We start from the raw sequence: 16,896 nt of genomic DNA on the forward strand, positions 1-16,896 counted from the left end.
GCCGTCATGGGTGAACCAGCGAATAGTACGGTTCCTGCCACGCTTGAACTCCGGATCCACGGCATCCGCAACACGCCGCCGCACGAGCTCCTCCGATCGGGCAAGCGGTCACTCACGCCCGACGACGTCGAGCTGTCCTGGGGTGATGAGCTTGCTGGGTTCTACCGGGCCAAGTCCGGGACAGGAGCCGCTGCGGACTCCGGTGCGGGCGGTGCTGCGGGCGATGGCGCCGCTGCCCACGGTGGCAGCCCGCGCGTGGTGGAGGCGTATTCCTGGGGCCGGTTGGCACGCTTCACCGGGGTAGGAGTGGCCGGCAAAGTGGCCGACGCTGCGGTCCGGACGGCGTGGTTCCTGCTGATGCCGTTCGGACTGACTAATGCCGCGTACTGGAGCCGCCCGCTGCCCGCCGTGAAGCAGCAGGCGGTTACGGACCCGGTGTCCGGGCAGGAAGAACCGCACATCGACTACGCCGACGGAGTAGAGCACGGGGGCGACGGCGCGGGACGGATCCGGCTCTTCGCGCTGGTTCTGACCCTCTACTTTGTGGTGACGGCGGCCGTGGTCTCGATGGACCTCATCGCCGTCCAATGTTTTCCGGCCGACGTTCCGGACCAGGAACGCCGTGTCTGCTCCGCGCTGCCTGCGTTCCTGGACGGCCTGGCCGGCTGGACCCGCGGCCGTCGTGTCGCCTTGTTCGCACTGATACCCCTTGTGACCGTAGGCATCGTGGCTGCCATCGCATACTTGGCACGGACCCGGTTTCACCCCAGGCCGAACCTTCGGCCTGGCTCGCCCGTACCGCCCGAAACGGCAAGCGAAGAACCACAGGTCATCCCCAGCCTCATGATCCGGGACATATGGGTTGCACACGATATGGTCCGCTACAACGGTTGGCTGCATGTGTGGGCGTCGCTGGCCGCGGTTGCCGCCATCATCGGGTGGGATGGCTTCTGGACGCGAATCGACGCCGAGAACTGCGGAAGCCTGAAGACGCTCACGGCCTGCATCGCGAATCTGGCACCGGAGCGAATCTGGCCCTTCGGTTTCATCATGCTGGTGGTGTGGCTGGTTGCCGCCGGAACGGTGCTCGCCGCCGCGATCGAAACGGTCCGGCAGTCCTCGGAGAATCCCGATCTGCCCTCCCGGAACGGCGCGCCGTGGCTGTGGCCGATTGCCTGGGTCGCCGGTGCCACCACGCTCGCAGCGGTGGCAGTATCGGTTTTCAGCGGTGGCGTACCCGCCGGCACGGGGGCAAAAGTCATGCTGGGTCTTGGCTTGGCCCCTGCAGGGCTCATGTTGGTCATGCTGGCCTTGATCTTCAGCATGTGCCTTCTCGCGAGGAAGGGACACGACAGGCGCACGCTGGGCTGGCGGGGTAAAGGCTCGGCCGTCTTGGCGACGCTCGCACTGGGAACGGCCACCATCCTCAGCTGCGCGATTGTGGGAGCCGCCGCAACGCTGTTGCAGCGCAACTACGAACGGCGAAGCACCACTAACGATGAAATGTGGCGATTCGGACCCATCGCCGACGACGTCCTGGTTCCGCCGTCGGTCTTCACGGCCTTCAGCGGGCTGCTCCTGGCCGTGATTCTGGGGGCGGCCATCATCTGGATCCTGTGCTCGTGGAAAGCAGTGCGCTCGATGGCATGGAACACGGAGGCCAACGCAGTTGCGGACCTCCTCGGAGCCTATGGCGCCCTGCCGCCCCTGCCGCACCAGAAATCCGCCGCCCGGAAACTTGTCTCTGCACGGCGGACCGCTTCCCTCGCGCACCGTGCAGAAGCTGTGGTCTCGCTGCTGGCCATCCTCATATTCCTAGGACTACTTTTAGCCCTGGGTCTGGGGGCCCTAAAGGACTGGTTGGTCACCGGCTCGGCTGGTCTGTACGGGTTCCTCGAAGGGATGGGGGCCCTTGGACTTGCCGCTGCCGGCACAACGATTGCCGTTTTGGCCGTGATGTCGGCCAAACCGAACTCCCGGCCACTGGCACTCCTCTGGGACCTGATGTGCTTTATGCCCAAGACCGCGCACCCGTTCGGTCCGCCGAGTTATGGCGAGCGGGCGGTCCCCGAATTTGCCGCCAGGATCGCCGCCTGGCTGGACGGTACGGACGGCGCGCCGCCTGCCAAGACCGGCATGGTGGCGATCTCCGCGCACAGCCTGGGAGCGGTGATCGCCGTCAGCGCTCTGTTCCACCTCAAGTCCACACGGCCTGACCTGCCCTTTAACAGGATCGGCCTGCTGACCTACGGCACCCAACTGAGGTCCTATTTTGGCCGGTTCTTCCCGGAACTCCTGGGGCCGGCCGTGCTCGCCACGGCACCGGTGGGCCGGACAAAACTCACCGCGGCCGGAGGTCCGGACCATGAGCGCATCATCACGGGCCAACCGACGGTCCAGTTCGATGTGAATCTCAGCCACGTCCTCGGGCCCGGGCCGAATCGATGGGTGAATCTCTACCGGAAGACCGACTACCTCGGTTTCCCGGTTCTCTATCAGGGTCCGGGAGGTGCCGAGAACGCCGGGGCAGATCCCTATGCCCAGGAGATGGATCCGTTCACGTACCAGTTCCTCGTGGTCAGCCACAGCGACTACCTGCAGGCGCCCCAATACCAAAAGGCGATTGACGACGTCGTGGGTGGATTGCCTCAGGCCGGACCTCAGCTCCGGGCTTAATAGTTCGATTTTGTGCTGTTATGTGAGACATGGCTGGCAGGATGGTAGATATGACTTACACCGCTGCGGAGAACCGCTACGACACCATGCCCTACCGCCGCGTCGGCCGCAGCGGTCTGAAGCTCCCGGCCATTTCCCTCGGACTTTGGCACAACTTCGGCGACGACAAGCCCTTTGAAGTGCAGCGCGCCATCCTGCGCCGGGCCTTCGATCTGGGCGTCACCCACTTCGACCTCGCGAACAACTACGGTCCGCCCTACGGCGCCGCCGAGACCAATTTCGGCCGCCACTTCAAGGACGACTTCAAGCCGTACCGCGACGAACTCATTATCTCCAGCAAGGCCGGCTACGACATGTGGCCGGGCCCGTACGGCAACTTTGGCTCCCGCAAGTACCTGCTGGCCAGCCTGGACCAGTCCCTGGAGCGCATGGGCCTGGACTACGTGGACATCTTCTACAGCCACCGGCCGGACCCGGAAACGCCGATGGAAGAGACCATGGGCGCCCTGGACCACGCAGTCCGTTCGGGTAAGGCCCTGTATGCCGGCATCTCGTCCTACACCCCGGCCCAGACCCTCGAAGCGGCCCGGATCCTGAAGGAACTCGGTACGCCGCTTCTGATCCACCAGCCGAGCTATTCCATGCTGAACCGCTGGACCGAGAACGGCAGCCCCAACCTCTACCAGGCCTTGGAAGAGGTGGGCGCCGGTTCCATCGCTTTCTCTCCGCTGGCCCAGGGGATGCTCACGGGCCGCTACCTCAACGGCGTGCCCGCGGATTCCCGGGCAGCGCAGCAGAAGTCTTTGGACGAAGCCATGATCACGGACGAGAACCTGGACCGCGTGCGCGGGCTCAACCGGATCGCCGAGGGCCGGGGCCAGACCCTGGCGCAGATGGCGATCGGCTGGATCCTCCGCGATCAGGGCCAGGGCTCATCAGTGACCTCCGCACTCGTGGGCGCGTCCAGCGTCCGGCAGCTCGAAGACACCCTCTCCGCCGTCAACAACCTGGACTTCACCGCGGACGAGGTTAATGCCATCGACGAGTTCGCCGTGGAATCAGACATCAACCTGTGGAAGCAAAAGTAACCACGTAACGCTTCGACTGAAGGGGGCCGGGAACATTTCCGGCCCCCTCTTGGTTGGGTAAGATGAAATGGCGCCGAATGGCGCACTGCCAGCGTGCCGCCGTCGTACTCTTCCGGTACTGACCGTCCTGGCGGCTGAAGTTTTCTTCAAAGGAGTTCCGTGTCTGCAAATCCGATTCGTGTTGCCATTGTTGGTGTAGGTAACTGCGCCGCCTCGCTCGTCCAGGGCGTGCAGTATTACCGTGACGCCGATCCCCAGGCCACGATCCCGGGTCTGATGCACGTAGAGTTCGGCAAGTACCACGTCAACGATGTCCAGTTTGTTGCCGCTTTTGACGTTGATGGCAAGAAGGTGGGCGTGGACCTCGCCGACGCCATCCTGGCCAGCGAGAACAACACCATCAAGATCGCCGACGTGCCCCCTACCGGCGTGACCGTCCAGCGCGGCCACACCCTCGACGGCCTCGGCAAGTACTACCTCGAGACCATCGAACAGTCCGCCGAAGAGCCCGTTGACATCGTCGCCGCGCTCCGCGAATCCAAGGCCGACGTTATGGTCTGCTACCTCCCGGTTGGTTCCGAGGATGCTGCCCACTTCTACGCGCAGGCTGCCATCGACGCTGGCGTGGCGTTCGTCAACGCCCTCCCCGTGTTTATCGCCGGCACCAAGGAATGGGCCGACAAGTTCACCGCCGCCGGCGTCCCGATCGTGGGCGACGACATCAAGAGCCAGATCGGTGCCACCATCACGCACCGCGTCATGGCCAAGCTCTTCGAAGACCGCGGCGTCACCCTGGACCGCACGTACCAGCTGAACGTCGGCGGCAACATGGATTTCAAGAACATGCTGGAGCGCGACCGCCTCGAGTCCAAGAAGATCTCCAAGACCCAGGCCGTCACGTCCAACGTCGAAGCCGACATTGCACCGCGCAACGTCCACATCGGCCCGTCCGACTACGTCCAGTGGCTCGACGACCGCAAATGGGCGTTCGTCCGCCTCGAAGGCCGCAACTTCGGCGACGCCCCGGTGTCACTGGAATACAAGCTCGAAGTCTGGGACTCACCCAACTCCGCCGGCGTGATCATCGATGCCATCCGCGCAGCCAAGATCGGCCTGGACCGCGGCATCGGCGGCCCGCTGCTCTCCGCCTCGAGCTACTTCATGAAGTCCCCGCCGGAACAGTTCAACGACGACCTCGCCCGCGAAAAGGTCGAGGCCTTCATCCGCGGCGACCTCGAGCGCTAAACGCTCTCTCACCTTTGGTGGGTTTTGGACGGACGCTCTCTCACTTGATGGTGGGGGAGCGTCCGGCGTCTAACGCCCCGTGCGATGCTCCCTCACTTTTACGCCGTTTTTATCGGACGCTCTCTCACTACATCGAGCGCGCAAAGCCGGACCCGACGGCGGGATCCAACCAGGCTGACCGCAGTTCCCTTTTGATCATCCTGACGGCGCGTTCGAATCCGTCGGCCAGATCATCCTTATCGAAAGTGAGGACCGCCCAGCCAGCGGCTTCGAAGGCCTTGTCCCGTCGCCGATCGCTTAGCTGCTGTTTGGGCACGAGGTGGTGGCCTCCGTCGTACTGGATGGCCACGCGCCGGTGACGGTATCCCAGATCCGCCGACGGCGACAGCGGGTCTGCCTCACGCAGCCTGAGCTGAAGCTGGGGCTCGGGGACGCCGGCGTCGAGCAGTGCCAGCCGGAGCAGGGTCTCCGGGCCGGAATCAGCTCCCACCCGCATGAGTTCCAAGGCCTCGCGGGCGCGGACGATTCCCTGCAGGTTCTTGTGCCTGTTCGTCAGGGCGTGCAGTTCCTCAAGGGTGGCGAACGGTAGATCGCGGCCTTCAAACGCCTGCCGTGGCAGCCGGATCAATTCGTCGCCCAGGCAGACGAGGTCCTTCAGCGGCACTACCCGGGCCATGTCCAGCCACGTGCGCGGCCGCGTACTGATGCGGATTCCGTCAACTGATTCGACCTCGTCATCAGCCGCGGTCACCGTATGCCCGATCACGCCTTTACGGCGGACGCTCGGCAAGGAGCGCAGCTTGCTGAGATGCAGTTCCGTGGAGTCTGAGAGCCACGGTGGAAGGCATGAGCTGCGAAGGCGTGCCGCCGTCACGTGCGAGATCCAGGCACCCGGAGTGGCCGCCGAGAGCGCACGGGCGGCCGCCTCAAGTTCGAAATCCCAGTCAGCAGGACGGTACAGTCCCCGGCTGACGTGCTCGACGTCGGGCCGGAGGAGACGATCCCGAGGGACGCCTACTGTTCTCGCGTCGGTGAGTGTAAACGGGCCGGATGCCAATGTGGCGGGAAGCGCAGTCTGCGTTTGCATACCGGCATTGTTCCTCAGAGTAGCCGGCGTCCGCAGAAGTTATCCACAGGTGAGAGAGCGTTCGTAGGAATGGGCCCAAAGGTGAGAGAGCGTTCGTAGGAATGGGTCCAAAGGTGAGAGAGCGTTGGGTCAAAAGAGGCCGACCGGGTTGCCCTGCCCGTCTACGTCCATGCGCATCGCGGCGGGCTCCTTGGGCAGGCCGGGCATGGTCATCACGGCACCGGTCAGGGCCACGATGAAGCCTGCGCCGGTCTTGGGGATGAGGTCCCGGACGTGGATGGTGAAGCCTTTGGGAGCCCCAAGCCGGGAAGCCTCATCAGTGAAGGAGTACTGGGTCTTTGCCATGCACACGGGCATCCCGGCCCAGCCGTTCTTTTCGATGTCGGCCAGCCGCTTCAGGGCAGGCACGGAGAATTCCACGCCGTCGGCGCCGTATATCTCCTGGACGATCGTCCGGATCTTGTCCTCCACAGACAGGTTCAGGGGATACAGATACCGGAAGTCCGACGGCGCTGCCACCGCGGCAGCGACCTTCGCTGCCAGCTCATCGCCCCCGTCGCCCCCGCCGCCCCGGCCCCAGACATCAGCGACGGCCGCCTGCACACCCTGCTGCGCACACCAGGACAGCAGCCACTCCAGCTCCTCTGGCGTGTCCGTGGCGAACTTGTTGATGGCCACCACGGGCGCGATGCCGAACTTCTCGACGTTGTGTACGTGCCGCTTCAAGTTCCCAACGCCGGCGGCCAGCGCGTCGACGTTGGGCTCCGTGAGCTCGTGGTTCGGGACGCCGCCGTGCATCTTGAGCGCCCGGATCGTCGCCACCACCACGACGGCGGACGGTGCCACATCCGCGATGCGCGCCTTGATGTCCATGTACTTTTCGGCGCCGAGGTCCGCCCCGAAACCGGCTTCCGTGACGACGATGTCTGCCAACTGCTGCGCGGTTCTGGTGGCGATGAGGGAGTTGCAGCCATGCGCGATGTTGGCGAACGGGCCGCCGTGGACCAGGGCGGGCGTCCCCGCGATGGTCTGGACGAGGTTTGGTTTGAGGGCATCCTTGAGCAGCATGGTCAGGGCGCCTTGGACGCCCAGGTCCGCCACCGTGACCGGCCGGCGGTCGTAGCTGTAGCCGAAGGTAATTCGGCCCAGGCGCTCGCGAAGATCGTCGAGATCCGTGGCCAGGCAGAAGACGGCCATGATCTCGGAGGCCGCCGTAATGTCGAAACTGTCCTGGCGCGGCACGCCCTGCGCCGGCCCGCCAAGGCCGATGACCACCTCTCGGAGCGATCTGTCATTCATATCCAGGACTCGCTTGAAAGTCATCCGCCGGGGGTCGATGTTCAGCTCGTTGCCCTGGTAGATGTGGTTGTCCACGAGCGCCATGAGGGCGTTGTTGGCTGAGGTGATCGCGTGGAAGTCCCCAGTGAAATGCAGGTTGATCTCGTCCATGGGCAGGACCTGGGAATAGCCGCCGCCCGCTGCGCCACCCTTCATACCCAGAATGGGGCCCAGGGACGGTTCACGCAACGCGATCATGACCTTGTGGCCTGCGCGGGCCAAGGAGTCGGCGAGTCCCACGGTGGTGGTGGATTTCCCCTCGCCTGCGGGTGTGGGGGACATAGCCGAAACGAGGACCACTTTGCCCGCGGGCATTCCCGTCGGAAGCAGCAGCCGGGCCGGATCGATTTTCGCCTTGTAACGCCCGTACAGTTCCACGGCATCAGCATTGATTCCGGCTCGCTCGGCGATCTGCCCGATCGGCAGGATGGCGGCCTTTTGCGCGATCTCAAGATCGGTTCGGCCCTCGTTTTCAGACATCGATGTCCTTCGGCTCTGTGCGGAACTCTGTGCGCGACAATCTATCAGCCGACGAATCAGCGGTGAGGGAGGGTTGGGGAAAATCGGCTCAAAGGTGAGAGAGGGTTGGGAACTACGGTGCCGGCACCGCCGGAATCAGCCGGCCGGCCAGCTGCTGTTCGACGGCGGCGTGGTAGGTCTCAAGCGTGATGGCGGCAGTGCGGTTCCACCCCAGGTTCTCCGCGCGGATGGCCGCGGCCCGTCCCATGTCGGCGCGGGTGTCTGGATCGTCGTAAATCGCTTCAAGCGCGTCCGCCCAGTCCTTGGCGTGGTGCCCGTCCACCAGCAGCCCGGTCCGGCCATGGCAGATGGCGCGGGACAGTCCGCCCACGCGGGTGCCCAGCACGGGCGTCCCGCAGGCCTGTGCCTCGATGGCCACCAGCCCGAACGATTCGCTGTAGGAGGGCATCACCACAACGTCCGCCGCCCGGAACCAGGACGCGAGATCACTGGCGCTGACCGGGGGAAGGTGCGTGACGACGTCGTCAAGTCCAGACTCCGCGATCAGGTGCCGGAGGTTGAAATCCTTGTTGCCGCTGAGGGCGCCCAAAATGGTGAGCCGGAGATCGATCTCGGGCCGCCGGGCGCGAAGCAGGGCCGCGGCTTTGAGCAGGATCTGCGGGCCCTTCAGCCGCTGGATGCGGCCGGCGAAGAGCAGGTGGAACGTCTCCAGCGAAACACCGCGTTCGGTCCGGGACCGAGCGCGGAACGCGGGTGTAAAAGTGCTGAGGTCCACGCCGGGCGGCGCCACATCGATGCGGTCGTAATCAGCATCGTAATGGGACACCAGCTCTTCGGCTTCGGCGGTGGTGTTGGCGACCAGGCGGGCGGCGCCGTCGACAATCCGGTGCTCGCCCTCCTCGCGCCGCCGCGGCTCGGGCTGTTCGCCGGACTCCAGCAGGAGGTTTTTGACCTTGGCCATGGTGTGCATCGTGTGGACGAGCGGCACACCCCAGAGCTCCGCGAGCTCCAGGCCGGCGATCCCGGACACCCAATAGTGCGAATGGATGACGTCGTAGCGGCCGTGCGGCTGGCGCTGGCGGATCTGGTCGATCTCGGCCACCAGGTGGTGCAGCAGCTCCGGCAGTTCTTCCTTGGGGATCTTCCGCGGCGGCCCGGCCAGCACGTTGTGGACGCACACGCCGGGGTTCGGATGTTCGACGGCGGCCTGCTTGGCTGAGGTGGAGCGCGTGAAGATCTCCACTTGCACGCCGGTATCGGCCAGGGCCGAGGCCAGCTCCCGGATGTAGACGTTCATCCCCCCGGCGTCGCCGGAGCCTGGCTGCTCCATCGGGGAGGTGTGGAGGGAGAGCAACGCGACCCTGCGGATCAATGTCATGGCTTCTCCTTCCCACCGCTGGCGCGGCGGTGGGCCCGCTGTTGCCCACTCGGTAAAACACTACTCCAGCCGCTCCCGGGCGGCCCTCCCGGCACGTGAGCGGCTGCTAACGTGGCGCGTGTGAAAGCAGCCACAACTCCGCCCAGTTCCGCGGACTACTCGATCCGCCCCGCCACGGACGCCGACTGGCCCGGCATGTGGGCCGTTCTGGAGCCCGTCATCCGGTCCGGCGAGACGTTCACCTGGGACCGGGACACCACAGAGGCCGACGCCCGTGCCCGCTGGTTCAAGGACGCGCCCGGCCAGGCCTTTGTGGCCGTGACGGCCGACGGCGGCGTGATCGGCACCGGCGAGCTGCACCCCAACCAGGGCGGCGGCGGCAGCCACGTGGCAAACGCCGGCTACATGGTCCACAGCGGCCACGGCGGCAAGGGCGTGGCCCGGGCCCTGTGCGCCTACTCCCTGGCCGCGGCAGGGGATGCGGGCTTCCGGGCCATGCAATTCAACGCCGTGGTGGAAAGCAATGTCCGTGCGGTGACCGCGTGGCAGGGGATGGGCTTTGAAATCCTCGCCACCATCCCAGAGGCGTTCGACCATCCGACGCTCGGATACGTGGGCCTGCACGTGATGTACCGAAAGCTTTAGCCGCGCCAAAGCTCCAGCAGCGCCGGGAACGCTAGCTCGTAGCCGGCCAGCAGCTTGGCGCCCAGGGCGGGGGAGTCCACCAGGGGATGCCCGCTGAAAGCGTCGACGGCGGCCGCCCGGTCTCCGTGCGTCGCTGCCCGGATAGTGAGCCGCTCCATCTCCTTGACGCGCCGGAGCAGGGTGAGTTGCTCCGGCCCCGGAGCTGACTGTGGAAGCGGCACCGCGCCGTCGGCCGTTACGGTGCAGGGGACCTCGACGACGGCGTCCGCCGGCAGCCCCGGAATGGCTGGTTCCGGAGGGGCTGGTTCCGGAGGGCGGCCTCCGGGGGCGGCCGCCCCGCCAGGACCGGTCGGAAGCGTGTTGGCGGTGTTGAGGATGAGCCGGGCCTCCCCGGCCCCCGCCAGGGCCCGCATCACGGCAAGGGCGACGCGTTCGTAGCCGCCACCGGCAAGGTCGTCCTCGTCGCGCTGCTCTCCGTGGGTCCGTGCCTCGGCGAGGTAGCCTTCCTCCCGCGAGCGGCGGGCAGCGTCCCACAGAGCGTAGGCGTCCGGGCCGGCTGAGGCCAGCCGCGGGTACAGCTCAGCCTGCTGGTGGTGGATGGACTCGCCTCGGGTCTGGGCCATGGCGCGCATGGCCGCGGCGGCGCTGTCGCGCTGGTAGTAGTAATAGAGGTATTCGTTGGGAAGTGCGCCAAGCTCCGCGAGGAACGGCTGCGGGAACAGCCGGCCTTCCTCGAACGTGTGGAGGGCCACGGGGTCCGACAGCAGGCCGGGCAGCAGATCCTGGCCGCCGGACTCCAGCCGGTAGAGCCAGCCCAGGTGGTTCAGACCGTAATAGCCCACGCCGTCGAGCCGTCCGTCCGGCAGCGGCAGGCCGGCCGCGCGGGCCGCACGGTGCACCAGTCCGCCCGCCGAATCGCAGATCCCGATGACCTTCCTGCCGAGGACAGGCAGCAGGGCCTCGGTGACCATGCCGGCCGGGTTGGTGAAGTTGATCAGCCAGGCGTCCGGGCAGAACTCCCGCATCTGCAGGGCAAGTTCCAGCATCCGGGGAATGGTTCGGAGGGCATAGGAGATCCCGCCGGCTCCGGTGGTTTCCTGTCCCAGCAAGCCCAGCTCCTGCGCCACGCGTTCGTCCGCGATGCGTCCGGCCGTGCCGCCGGGGCGGATCGCGGCGAACACCATGTCCGTTCCGCGGAGCGCGTCCGGCAGTGATGTGGTTGTCTTGATCGCCGGGGGCCGGTCGCCTTCCCGGTCGGCGGACTCCGGCATGGCGCGCAGAACCGCGGTGATGGCACTGAGGCGGGCGGGGTCGACGTCGAACAGCACCAGTTCGCTGACCAACCCCGCGAAAGCGCCGGACGCCAGCGCCCGGTAAACAAGCGGCACGCGGAATCCGCCGCCGCCGGCAATCATTAGCCGCATAGTCAGCAGTCTAGGGGGCGGCCGGGCGCGCCCCTACCGTGGCGCCGCGGCAGGGCGTAGTCTGCCGGACATGGACGCCATCCCGGACCGCCGCTTCGATCCGCTCTCAACCGTCCGCACACCGTCGGACGGCGGGTTCGACCTGCTGCTGGCCGGCACGGTTTTCCAGGACATCATCTTCACAGGGCTGCCGCACGCGCCCGAGCCGGGCACGGAAATCTGGAGCGAGGGCATGGGCAGCTGCCCCGGCGGCGTCGCGAACCAGGCCATTGCCGCGGCGAGGTTGGGACTGCGCACGGGACTGGCAGCGGCCTTCGGGGACGACGGCTACGGGGACTACAACTGGAAAATACTGGCCGGGCAGGAACACGTTGACCTGAGCCTGTCGCGCCGCGTCGCGGGGTGGCATTCCCCGGTCACCGTCTCGCTCAGCGTCCACAACGACCGTTCCCTGGTGACGCATGGGCACCCGGCCCCGGTGACGTCGTCGGAACTGATCGGTTCGCCGCCCACTGCGCTCGCCGGCATCGCCGCGCTCGACGAGGAGATTGAACCGTGGGCCGTGGCCGCGCAGCAGGCCGGCGTGAAACTGTTCGGGGACGTGGGCTGGGACCCCAGCGGGAAGTGGTCACCGGTCCGGCTCGAGAACCTGCAGTATTTCCATGCCTTCCTGCCCAACCAGCGCGAGGCCATGGCCTTCACGGGGAAGGACAATCCGTGGTCCGCACTGTATGCGCTGGCGGACCGGGTGCCTGTGGCCGTGGTAACGCTCGGTGCGCAGGGTGCCATGGCCGTGGACTCGGAAACAGGGGAGGAGGAGTGGGTGCCGTCGCTGCCCGTGACTGCTTTCGATCCCACCGGGGCCGGCGACTGCTTTGACGCAGCCTTCATCGTGGGCAGCCTGGCGGGCTGGCCGCTGGGAAACCGGCTCCGTTTCGCCAATCTCTGCGCCTCCCTGGCGGTGCAGGAGGTGGGCGGTTCGCTGGCGGCCCCCGGCTGGGGCGACGTCGCCGACTGGTGGAAGCGGGCCAACGCCCGGCCGGAGCGCCAGAGCAGCCAATGGCTCCGCCGCTTCGGTTTCCTGGCGGACATTATCAGCGACGTCCCCCTGGCCGCGCAGCGCCGGGCCACCGCCACCATCGCGCACCTGTCCGACGCGTAGCGGCCGACGTCGGGGCGTTGCCTCAGTGCCACCGAATGTGGCGCTGAGGCGCCGGAACCCGCCGCGATTATCCCGCTGTGATTTGCGGCCAGGCCGCCCGCACTAGAATCACTAAGGTGACTTATCCCGTAATAACCGGTGACTTCCGTGCGGCCTCAGGACCTGACCCTCGGTACGAGCGGTCAGCCGTCATCGACCTGGACGCCATCCGCCACAACGTGCGTCGGCTGGCGGCCGCGGCCTCACCCGCCAAGGTCATGGCCGTGGTCAAGGCCGATGCTTACGGACACGGGGCGGTTCCGGTAGCCCGCGCCGCCCTCGAAGCCGGCGCATCCTGGCTCGGCGTCGCGCACATCTCCGAGGCGCTGGCACTGCGGGCGGCGGGCATCGAAGCCCCCCTGCTGGCCTGGCTGCACACGGCGGAAAGCAACTTCGCAGCAGCCGTGGCTGCCGGCGTCGACATCGGCTGCTCCGGCTGGGAACTGGACCGCATTGTGGCCGCCGCGCGTGACCAGGAGCGACCCGCACGGATCCACCTGAAAGTGGACACTGGCCTTGGGCGGAACGGCGTGGCGCTCGATGCCTGGGACCAACTGGTGGGCGAAGCCATCGAGTACCAGGACCAAGGCCTCCTGCGGGTGGTGGGCATCTTCTCCCACCTGTCCGTGGCGGATGAACCCGAACGGCCGGAAACCGATGAACAGCTGGCGGCCTTCCGCGAGGTGCTGGCCGTGGCCGAGGACGCCGGCGTGGACCCTGAAGTCCGCCACCTGGCCAACACCCCGGCCACGCTGTCCCGCCCCGATACTCACTTCGACATGGTCCGCGTGGGCCTGGGCATCTACGGCCTCTCACCCTTTGAAGGCCAGACGTCCGCCGAACTCGGCCTCCGTCCGGCCATGACGCTGCGCACCCTGGTATCCCAGTGCAAGCAGGTCCCCGACGGGCAGGGCGTCTCCTACGGCCTGCGCTACCGCACCAGTGGCCCCAGTACCCTGGCGCTGATCCCGCTGGGCTACGCCGACGGCGTGCCCCGGATCGCCACCGGCGGGCCCGTCCGGGTGGCCGGCCGGACCTACCCCGTGGTGGGCCGGATCGCCATGGACCAGATGGTCATCGACCTCGGCAACATCGGCCCCGGCGGCGCAGACCTTTTCGGCACCGAAGCGGTGCTGTTCGGCAACGGGGACGACGGCGGTCCCACGGCGGACGACTGGGCGGTCGCCGCCGGGACCAACAACTACGAGATCGTGACCCGGATCAGCCCGCGGGTGCCGCGCCGGGTCATTAACGAAAGTCCCGCCGTCGGCCGTCCTGCCGTGGGAAATCCCGACGCCGGGCAGGCGACACCGTGAGCGTGCCCCCGGCAGAGATGCCCCATTGGGAAGAGACTCTGAAAGTCACGACGGCGGACCAGACTCACGCGCTCGCCGCCGCTTTGGGGGCGGAGCTGCAGGCCGGGGACCTGTTGGTGCTGACCGGCGAGCTGGGCGCCGGGAAAACCACCTTCACGCAGGGACTCGGCGAAGGCCTCGGTGTGCGCGCGGGCATCATCTCGCCCACTTTTGTCCTGGTCCGCATCCACCCCAACCTGCCCGACGGTCCGCGGCCCGGTGGCCCGGACCTGGTGCACGTGGACGCGTACCGGCTGGGATCGGCGTCGGAAATCGACGACATTGACCTGGAAAACACGCTGGACTCGTCCGTGACCGTGGTGGAGTGGGGACGTGGCCGGGTGGAGCACCTGAGCGAGAGCCGGCTGGAAGTGGACCTGCACCGCGCGATCGGCATGGAACCCATCGGGCTGGCGCCGGTCGGGCTGGGCGGAGCGCCGGATCCGGCGGAACGGGAACCCAACCCCGCCCACACCGAAACCCTGGACTTTGACTCCGAGGACCTCGACGAACCCCGCACCATTGTGCTGCGCGGCTTCGGTCCCCGCTGGAGCACCAAGCCTGCCCTGGGCGGCGTCATCGAAGGGACACCCTGATGCTCATTCTCGCCATCGACACCTCCGCCGTGGCCAGCGCGGCCCTGGTCTCGGACGACGCCCTCGAAGGCGTGGTGGCCAGCTTCTCCACCGAGGACACCCGCAGCCACGCCGAGGTACTGGCCCCCGGCATCGAGGACCTGCTTTCCACGGCCGGGGTCACGGGCCCGGACATTGACGCGATCGTCGTAGGCGTGGGCCCTGGCCCGTTTACCGGCCTCCGCTCGGGGATCGCAACCGCCCGGACGCTCGCCTTCGTCTGGGACAAACCGCTGTACGGGCTGATGAGCCTGGACGCCGTGGCGCTGGAAGTCGCGGAGTCCACCGACGCCGCAGCCGAATTCCTGGTAGTCACGGACGCCCGGCGCAAAGAGGTCTACTGGGCGCGGTACAGCCTCGCCGACGGCCAGTTGCCGCAGCTCGAGGACGGCCCGCACGTCAGCTTCGCCGCTGACCTGCCGGACCTCCCTGCCTACGGCGCCGGCGCCGGACTCTACAGCGACGTGCTGCGCGCAGACCCCGGCTTCTGCAACGAGCAGCCCGACGCGCTCTACCTCGGACAGTTCGCCCTGGCCCGGCTCGCAGCCGGCGGCCAGCTGCTCGACTCCACACCCCTGTACCTCCGCGAATCCGACGCCCAGGTCCCCGGCCCACGGAAGCGGGCCCTGTGAACATGCCGACCAGCCCTGACCGTTCCAGCAACGACGGAGTGGTCTTCCGGGACATGACCCTGGACGACGTGCCCGCCGTGGACGCCCTCGAACAGCGGCTGTTCCCGGCCGACGCGTGGCCGCTGCACATGTTCCTGTCCGAACTGTCCCAGCACGAAACCCGCCGGTACCTGGTGGCGGAAAGCGGCGGGGACATTGTGGGCTACGCCGGCCTGATGTGCATCGAGCCCATCGCGGATGTCCAGACCATCGCCGTCGTGCCTGAATTCGAAGGCAAGGGCATCGGCTCAACGCTCCTGACCCGGCTGATCGACGAAGCCCGGCACCGCGGTGCCGCGGACGTCCTCCTGGAGGTCCGCGCGGACAATCCCCGGGCGCAGCAGCTGTACGTGCGGTTTGGCTTCGAACAGATCCACGTCCGCCGCGGGTATTACCGCGACGGCGTCGATGCCCTGATCATGCGGCTGCAGCTGGTCCCCGACGGCACAGCACACCACTCCGCAGCAGCCCCGGACCTCACACCGGCCGACCCGGAACCAGTCCCCGATCCCACAACAGAAGCAGGCAAGGCATGAACCGCTCGCAGCCCCTCGTGCTGGGCATCGAATCCTCCTGCGACGAAACCGGCGTCGGTATTGTCCGCGGCACCACGCTGCTGACCAACACGGTGTCCTCCTCGATGGACGAGCACGTCCGGTTCGGCGGTGTGATCCCCGAGATCGCCTCCCGCGCACACCTTGACGCCTTCGTGCCCACCCTGCGGCAGGCCCTGGCAGACGCCGACGTGACGCTGGAGGACGTGGACGCCATCGCCGTAACCTCCGGCCCGGGGCTCGCTGGCGCCCTGATGGTGGGGGTCTGCGCCGCGAAGGCCCTGGCCGTGGCCACCGGAAAGCCGCTGTATGCCATCAACCACCTGGTGGCGCATGTCGGCGTCGGGCTGCTGGACGGAAACCCCGACGGCGGTGCTGCCGCCGGCCGTGGGGCCGGTCCTGCCGCCGGGCTCGGCCACGGCGGCCGTCTCCCGGAGAACCTCGGCGCCCTGCTGGTCTCCGGCGGGCACACCGAGATCCTGAAGATCAACAGCATCACCAGCGACGTCCAGCTCCTCGGCTCCACCATCGACGACGCCGCCGGCGAAGCCTACGACAAGGTGGCCCGCATCCTGGGCCTCGGCTACCCGGGCGGCCCGGCCATCGACAAGCTGGCCCGCACCGGCAACCCCAAAGCCATCCGGTTCCCGCGCGGCCTCAGCCAGCCCAAGTACATGGGCACCGCCGAGCAGCCGGGGAAGCACCGCTACGACTGGTCCTTCAGCGGCCTGAAGACCGCCGTGGCACGATGTGTGGAGCAGTTCGAGGCCCGTGGCGAAGCGGTGCCGGTGGCCGACATCGCCGCGGCTTTCCAGGAAGCGGTGGTGGATGTGATCACGTCCAAGGCCGTCCTGGCCTGCCGCGAACACGGCATCAAAGACGTTCTTTTGGGCGGGGGAGTGGCGGCCAACTCCAGGCTGCGGGAACTCACCGGCCAGCGCTGTGCGTCTGCCGGAATCAAACTCCATGTGCCGCCGCTGGACCTGTGCACGGACAACGGAGCGATGGTGGCGGCCCTCGGCGCGCAGTTGGTGATGGCCGGGATCGGGCCCAGCGGCATCCGCTTCGCCCCGGACTCGTCGATGCCGGTCACCGCGGTCTCACTCCCCGCCTGACCCC

The 16,896-nt window shown here is 67.3% G+C and carries 14 protein-coding genes; 10 read left to right on the top strand and 4 right to left on the bottom strand.

The features are described 5' to 3' along the window. Positions 1-6 precede the first annotated feature (6 nt). From ACZY1F_RS10865 to ACZY1F_RS10875, 3 genes are all read left to right on the top strand, one after another. Entirely contained in the window at positions 7-2,676 is a 2,670-nt protein-coding gene (locus tag ACZY1F_RS10865; protein ID WP_463941700.1) for a hypothetical protein, read from the top strand. 50 nt (positions 2,677-2,726) lie between these two features. After that, positions 2,727-3,764 (top strand): L-glyceraldehyde 3-phosphate reductase, encoded by a 1,038-nt coding sequence (gene mgrA / locus ACZY1F_RS10870; protein WP_463941701.1) that lies wholly within the window; start codon positions 2,727-2,729, stop codon positions 3,762-3,764. A gap of 159 nt (positions 3,765-3,923) precedes the next feature. Continuing rightward, a complete protein-coding gene (locus tag ACZY1F_RS10875; protein WP_056344223.1) occupies positions 3,924-5,009 on the top strand; it encodes an inositol-3-phosphate synthase in 1,086 nt (361 codons plus the stop codon). A 127-nt stretch (positions 5,010-5,136) separates the two neighbouring features. Here ACZY1F_RS10875 and ACZY1F_RS10880 read toward each other — a convergent pair whose 3' ends face one another. The 3 genes from ACZY1F_RS10880 to mshA form a co-directional block, all read right to left on the bottom strand. Beyond that, positions 5,137-6,096 (bottom strand): DUF559 domain-containing protein, encoded by a 960-nt coding sequence (locus tag ACZY1F_RS10880; protein ID WP_463941702.1) that lies wholly within the window; start codon positions 6,094-6,096, stop codon positions 5,137-5,139. A gap of 129 nt (positions 6,097-6,225) precedes the next feature. Then, positions 6,226-7,914 carry a formate--tetrahydrofolate ligase gene (locus tag ACZY1F_RS10885; protein ID WP_463941703.1) on the bottom strand — a complete coding sequence of 563 codons (1,689 nt, stop codon included), beginning with the start codon at positions 7,912-7,914 and terminating at the stop codon, positions 6,226-6,228. A 112-nt stretch (positions 7,915-8,026) separates the two neighbouring features. Continuing rightward, positions 8,027-9,292, bottom strand: coding sequence for a D-inositol-3-phosphate glycosyltransferase (gene mshA, locus ACZY1F_RS10890; RefSeq protein ID WP_463941704.1), 1,266 nt, complete (start codon positions 9,290-9,292; stop codon positions 8,027-8,029). Positions 9,293-9,412: 120 nt separating this feature from the next. Here mshA and ACZY1F_RS10895 point away from each other — a divergent pair, with 120 nt between their 5' ends. Further along, positions 9,413-9,937, top strand: coding sequence for a GNAT family N-acetyltransferase (locus ACZY1F_RS10895; protein WP_463941705.1), 525 nt, complete (start codon positions 9,413-9,415; stop codon positions 9,935-9,937). Here the strand turns inward: ACZY1F_RS10895 and ACZY1F_RS10900 are convergent. Continuing rightward, complete coding sequence (locus ACZY1F_RS10900) at positions 9,934-11,361, bottom strand: family 4 glycosyl hydrolase (protein ID WP_463941706.1); 1,428 nt, start codon at positions 11,359-11,361, stop codon at positions 9,934-9,936. The two genes, ACZY1F_RS10895 and ACZY1F_RS10900, sit on opposite strands and share 4 nt — an antisense overlap. A 70-nt stretch (positions 11,362-11,431) precedes the next feature. Between ACZY1F_RS10900 and ACZY1F_RS10905 the strand changes: the two genes are divergently transcribed. The 6 genes from ACZY1F_RS10905 (at position 11,432) to tsaD (ending at position 16,892) form a co-directional block, all read left to right on the top strand. Next, the gene (locus ACZY1F_RS10905; protein WP_463941707.1) at positions 11,432-12,523 is read left to right on the top strand and encodes a PfkB family carbohydrate kinase; all 1,092 of its coding nucleotides are present in this window, start codon (positions 11,432-11,434) and stop codon (positions 12,521-12,523) included. 116 nt (positions 12,524-12,639) lie between these two features. Further along, the gene (gene alr, locus ACZY1F_RS10910; protein WP_463941708.1) at positions 12,640-13,878 is read left to right on the top strand and encodes an alanine racemase; all 1,239 of its coding nucleotides are present in this window, start codon (positions 12,640-12,642) and stop codon (positions 13,876-13,878) included. A gap of 17 nt (positions 13,879-13,895) precedes the next feature. Beyond that, positions 13,896-14,513, top strand: coding sequence for a tRNA (adenosine(37)-N6)-threonylcarbamoyltransferase complex ATPase subunit type 1 TsaE (gene tsaE / locus ACZY1F_RS10915; protein WP_463941898.1), 618 nt, complete (start codon positions 13,896-13,898; stop codon positions 14,511-14,513). Further along, positions 14,513-15,184 (top strand): tRNA (adenosine(37)-N6)-threonylcarbamoyltransferase complex dimerization subunit type 1 TsaB, encoded by a 672-nt coding sequence (tsaB, locus tag ACZY1F_RS10920; protein WP_463941709.1) that lies wholly within the window; start codon positions 14,513-14,515, stop codon positions 15,182-15,184. Before tsaE ends, tsaB begins: the two co-directional genes overlap by 1 nt. A gap of 2 nt (positions 15,185-15,186) precedes the next feature. Beyond that, on the top strand, positions 15,187-15,759 hold the full coding sequence (rimI, locus tag ACZY1F_RS10925; protein ID WP_463941710.1) for a ribosomal protein S18-alanine N-acetyltransferase: 573 nt from the start codon (positions 15,187-15,189) through the stop codon (positions 15,757-15,759). Beyond that, entirely contained in the window at positions 15,756-16,892 is a 1,137-nt protein-coding gene (gene tsaD, locus ACZY1F_RS10930; RefSeq protein WP_463941711.1) for a tRNA (adenosine(37)-N6)-threonylcarbamoyltransferase complex transferase subunit TsaD, read from the top strand. The genes rimI and tsaD overlap by 4 nt, the downstream gene beginning before the upstream one ends. The last annotated feature ends 4 nt before the right edge of the window (positions 16,893-16,896 follow it).

The organism is Pseudarthrobacter xylosi, assembly GCF_055412765.1.

What these genes read in the sequence shown, in the direction of transcription:
- ACZY1F_RS10865 (WP_463941700.1), top strand. Translation starts at nt 7, where the DNA reads ATGGGTGAACCAGCGAATAGTACGGTTCCTGCCACGCTTGAACTCCGG.
- mgrA (WP_463941701.1), top strand. Translation starts at nt 2,727, where the DNA reads ATGACTTACACCGCTGCGGAGAACCGCTACGACACCATGCCCTACCGC.
- ACZY1F_RS10880 (WP_463941702.1), bottom strand. Translation starts at nt 6,096, where the DNA reads ATGCAAACGCAGACTGCGCTTCCCGCCACATTGGCATCCGGCCCGTTT.
- ACZY1F_RS10885 (WP_463941703.1), bottom strand. Translation starts at nt 7,914, where the DNA reads ATGTCTGAAAACGAGGGCCGAACCGATCTTGAGATCGCGCAAAAGGCC.
- mshA (WP_463941704.1), bottom strand. Translation starts at nt 9,292, where the DNA reads ATGACATTGATCCGCAGGGTCGCGTTGCTCTCCCTCCACACCTCCCCG.
- ACZY1F_RS10900 (WP_463941706.1), bottom strand. Translation starts at nt 11,361, where the DNA reads ATGCGGCTAATGATTGCCGGCGGCGGCGGATTCCGCGTGCCGCTTGTT.
- ACZY1F_RS10905 (WP_463941707.1), top strand. Translation starts at nt 11,432, where the DNA reads ATGGACGCCATCCCGGACCGCCGCTTCGATCCGCTCTCAACCGTCCGC.
- tsaE (WP_463941898.1), top strand. Translation starts at nt 13,896, where the DNA reads ATGCCCCATTGGGAAGAGACTCTGAAAGTCACGACGGCGGACCAGACT.
- tsaB (WP_463941709.1), top strand. Translation starts at nt 14,513, where the DNA reads ATGCTCATTCTCGCCATCGACACCTCCGCCGTGGCCAGCGCGGCCCTG.
- rimI (WP_463941710.1), top strand. Translation starts at nt 15,187, where the DNA reads ATGCCGACCAGCCCTGACCGTTCCAGCAACGACGGAGTGGTCTTCCGG.
- tsaD (WP_463941711.1), top strand. Translation starts at nt 15,756, where the DNA reads ATGAACCGCTCGCAGCCCCTCGTGCTGGGCATCGAATCCTCCTGCGAC.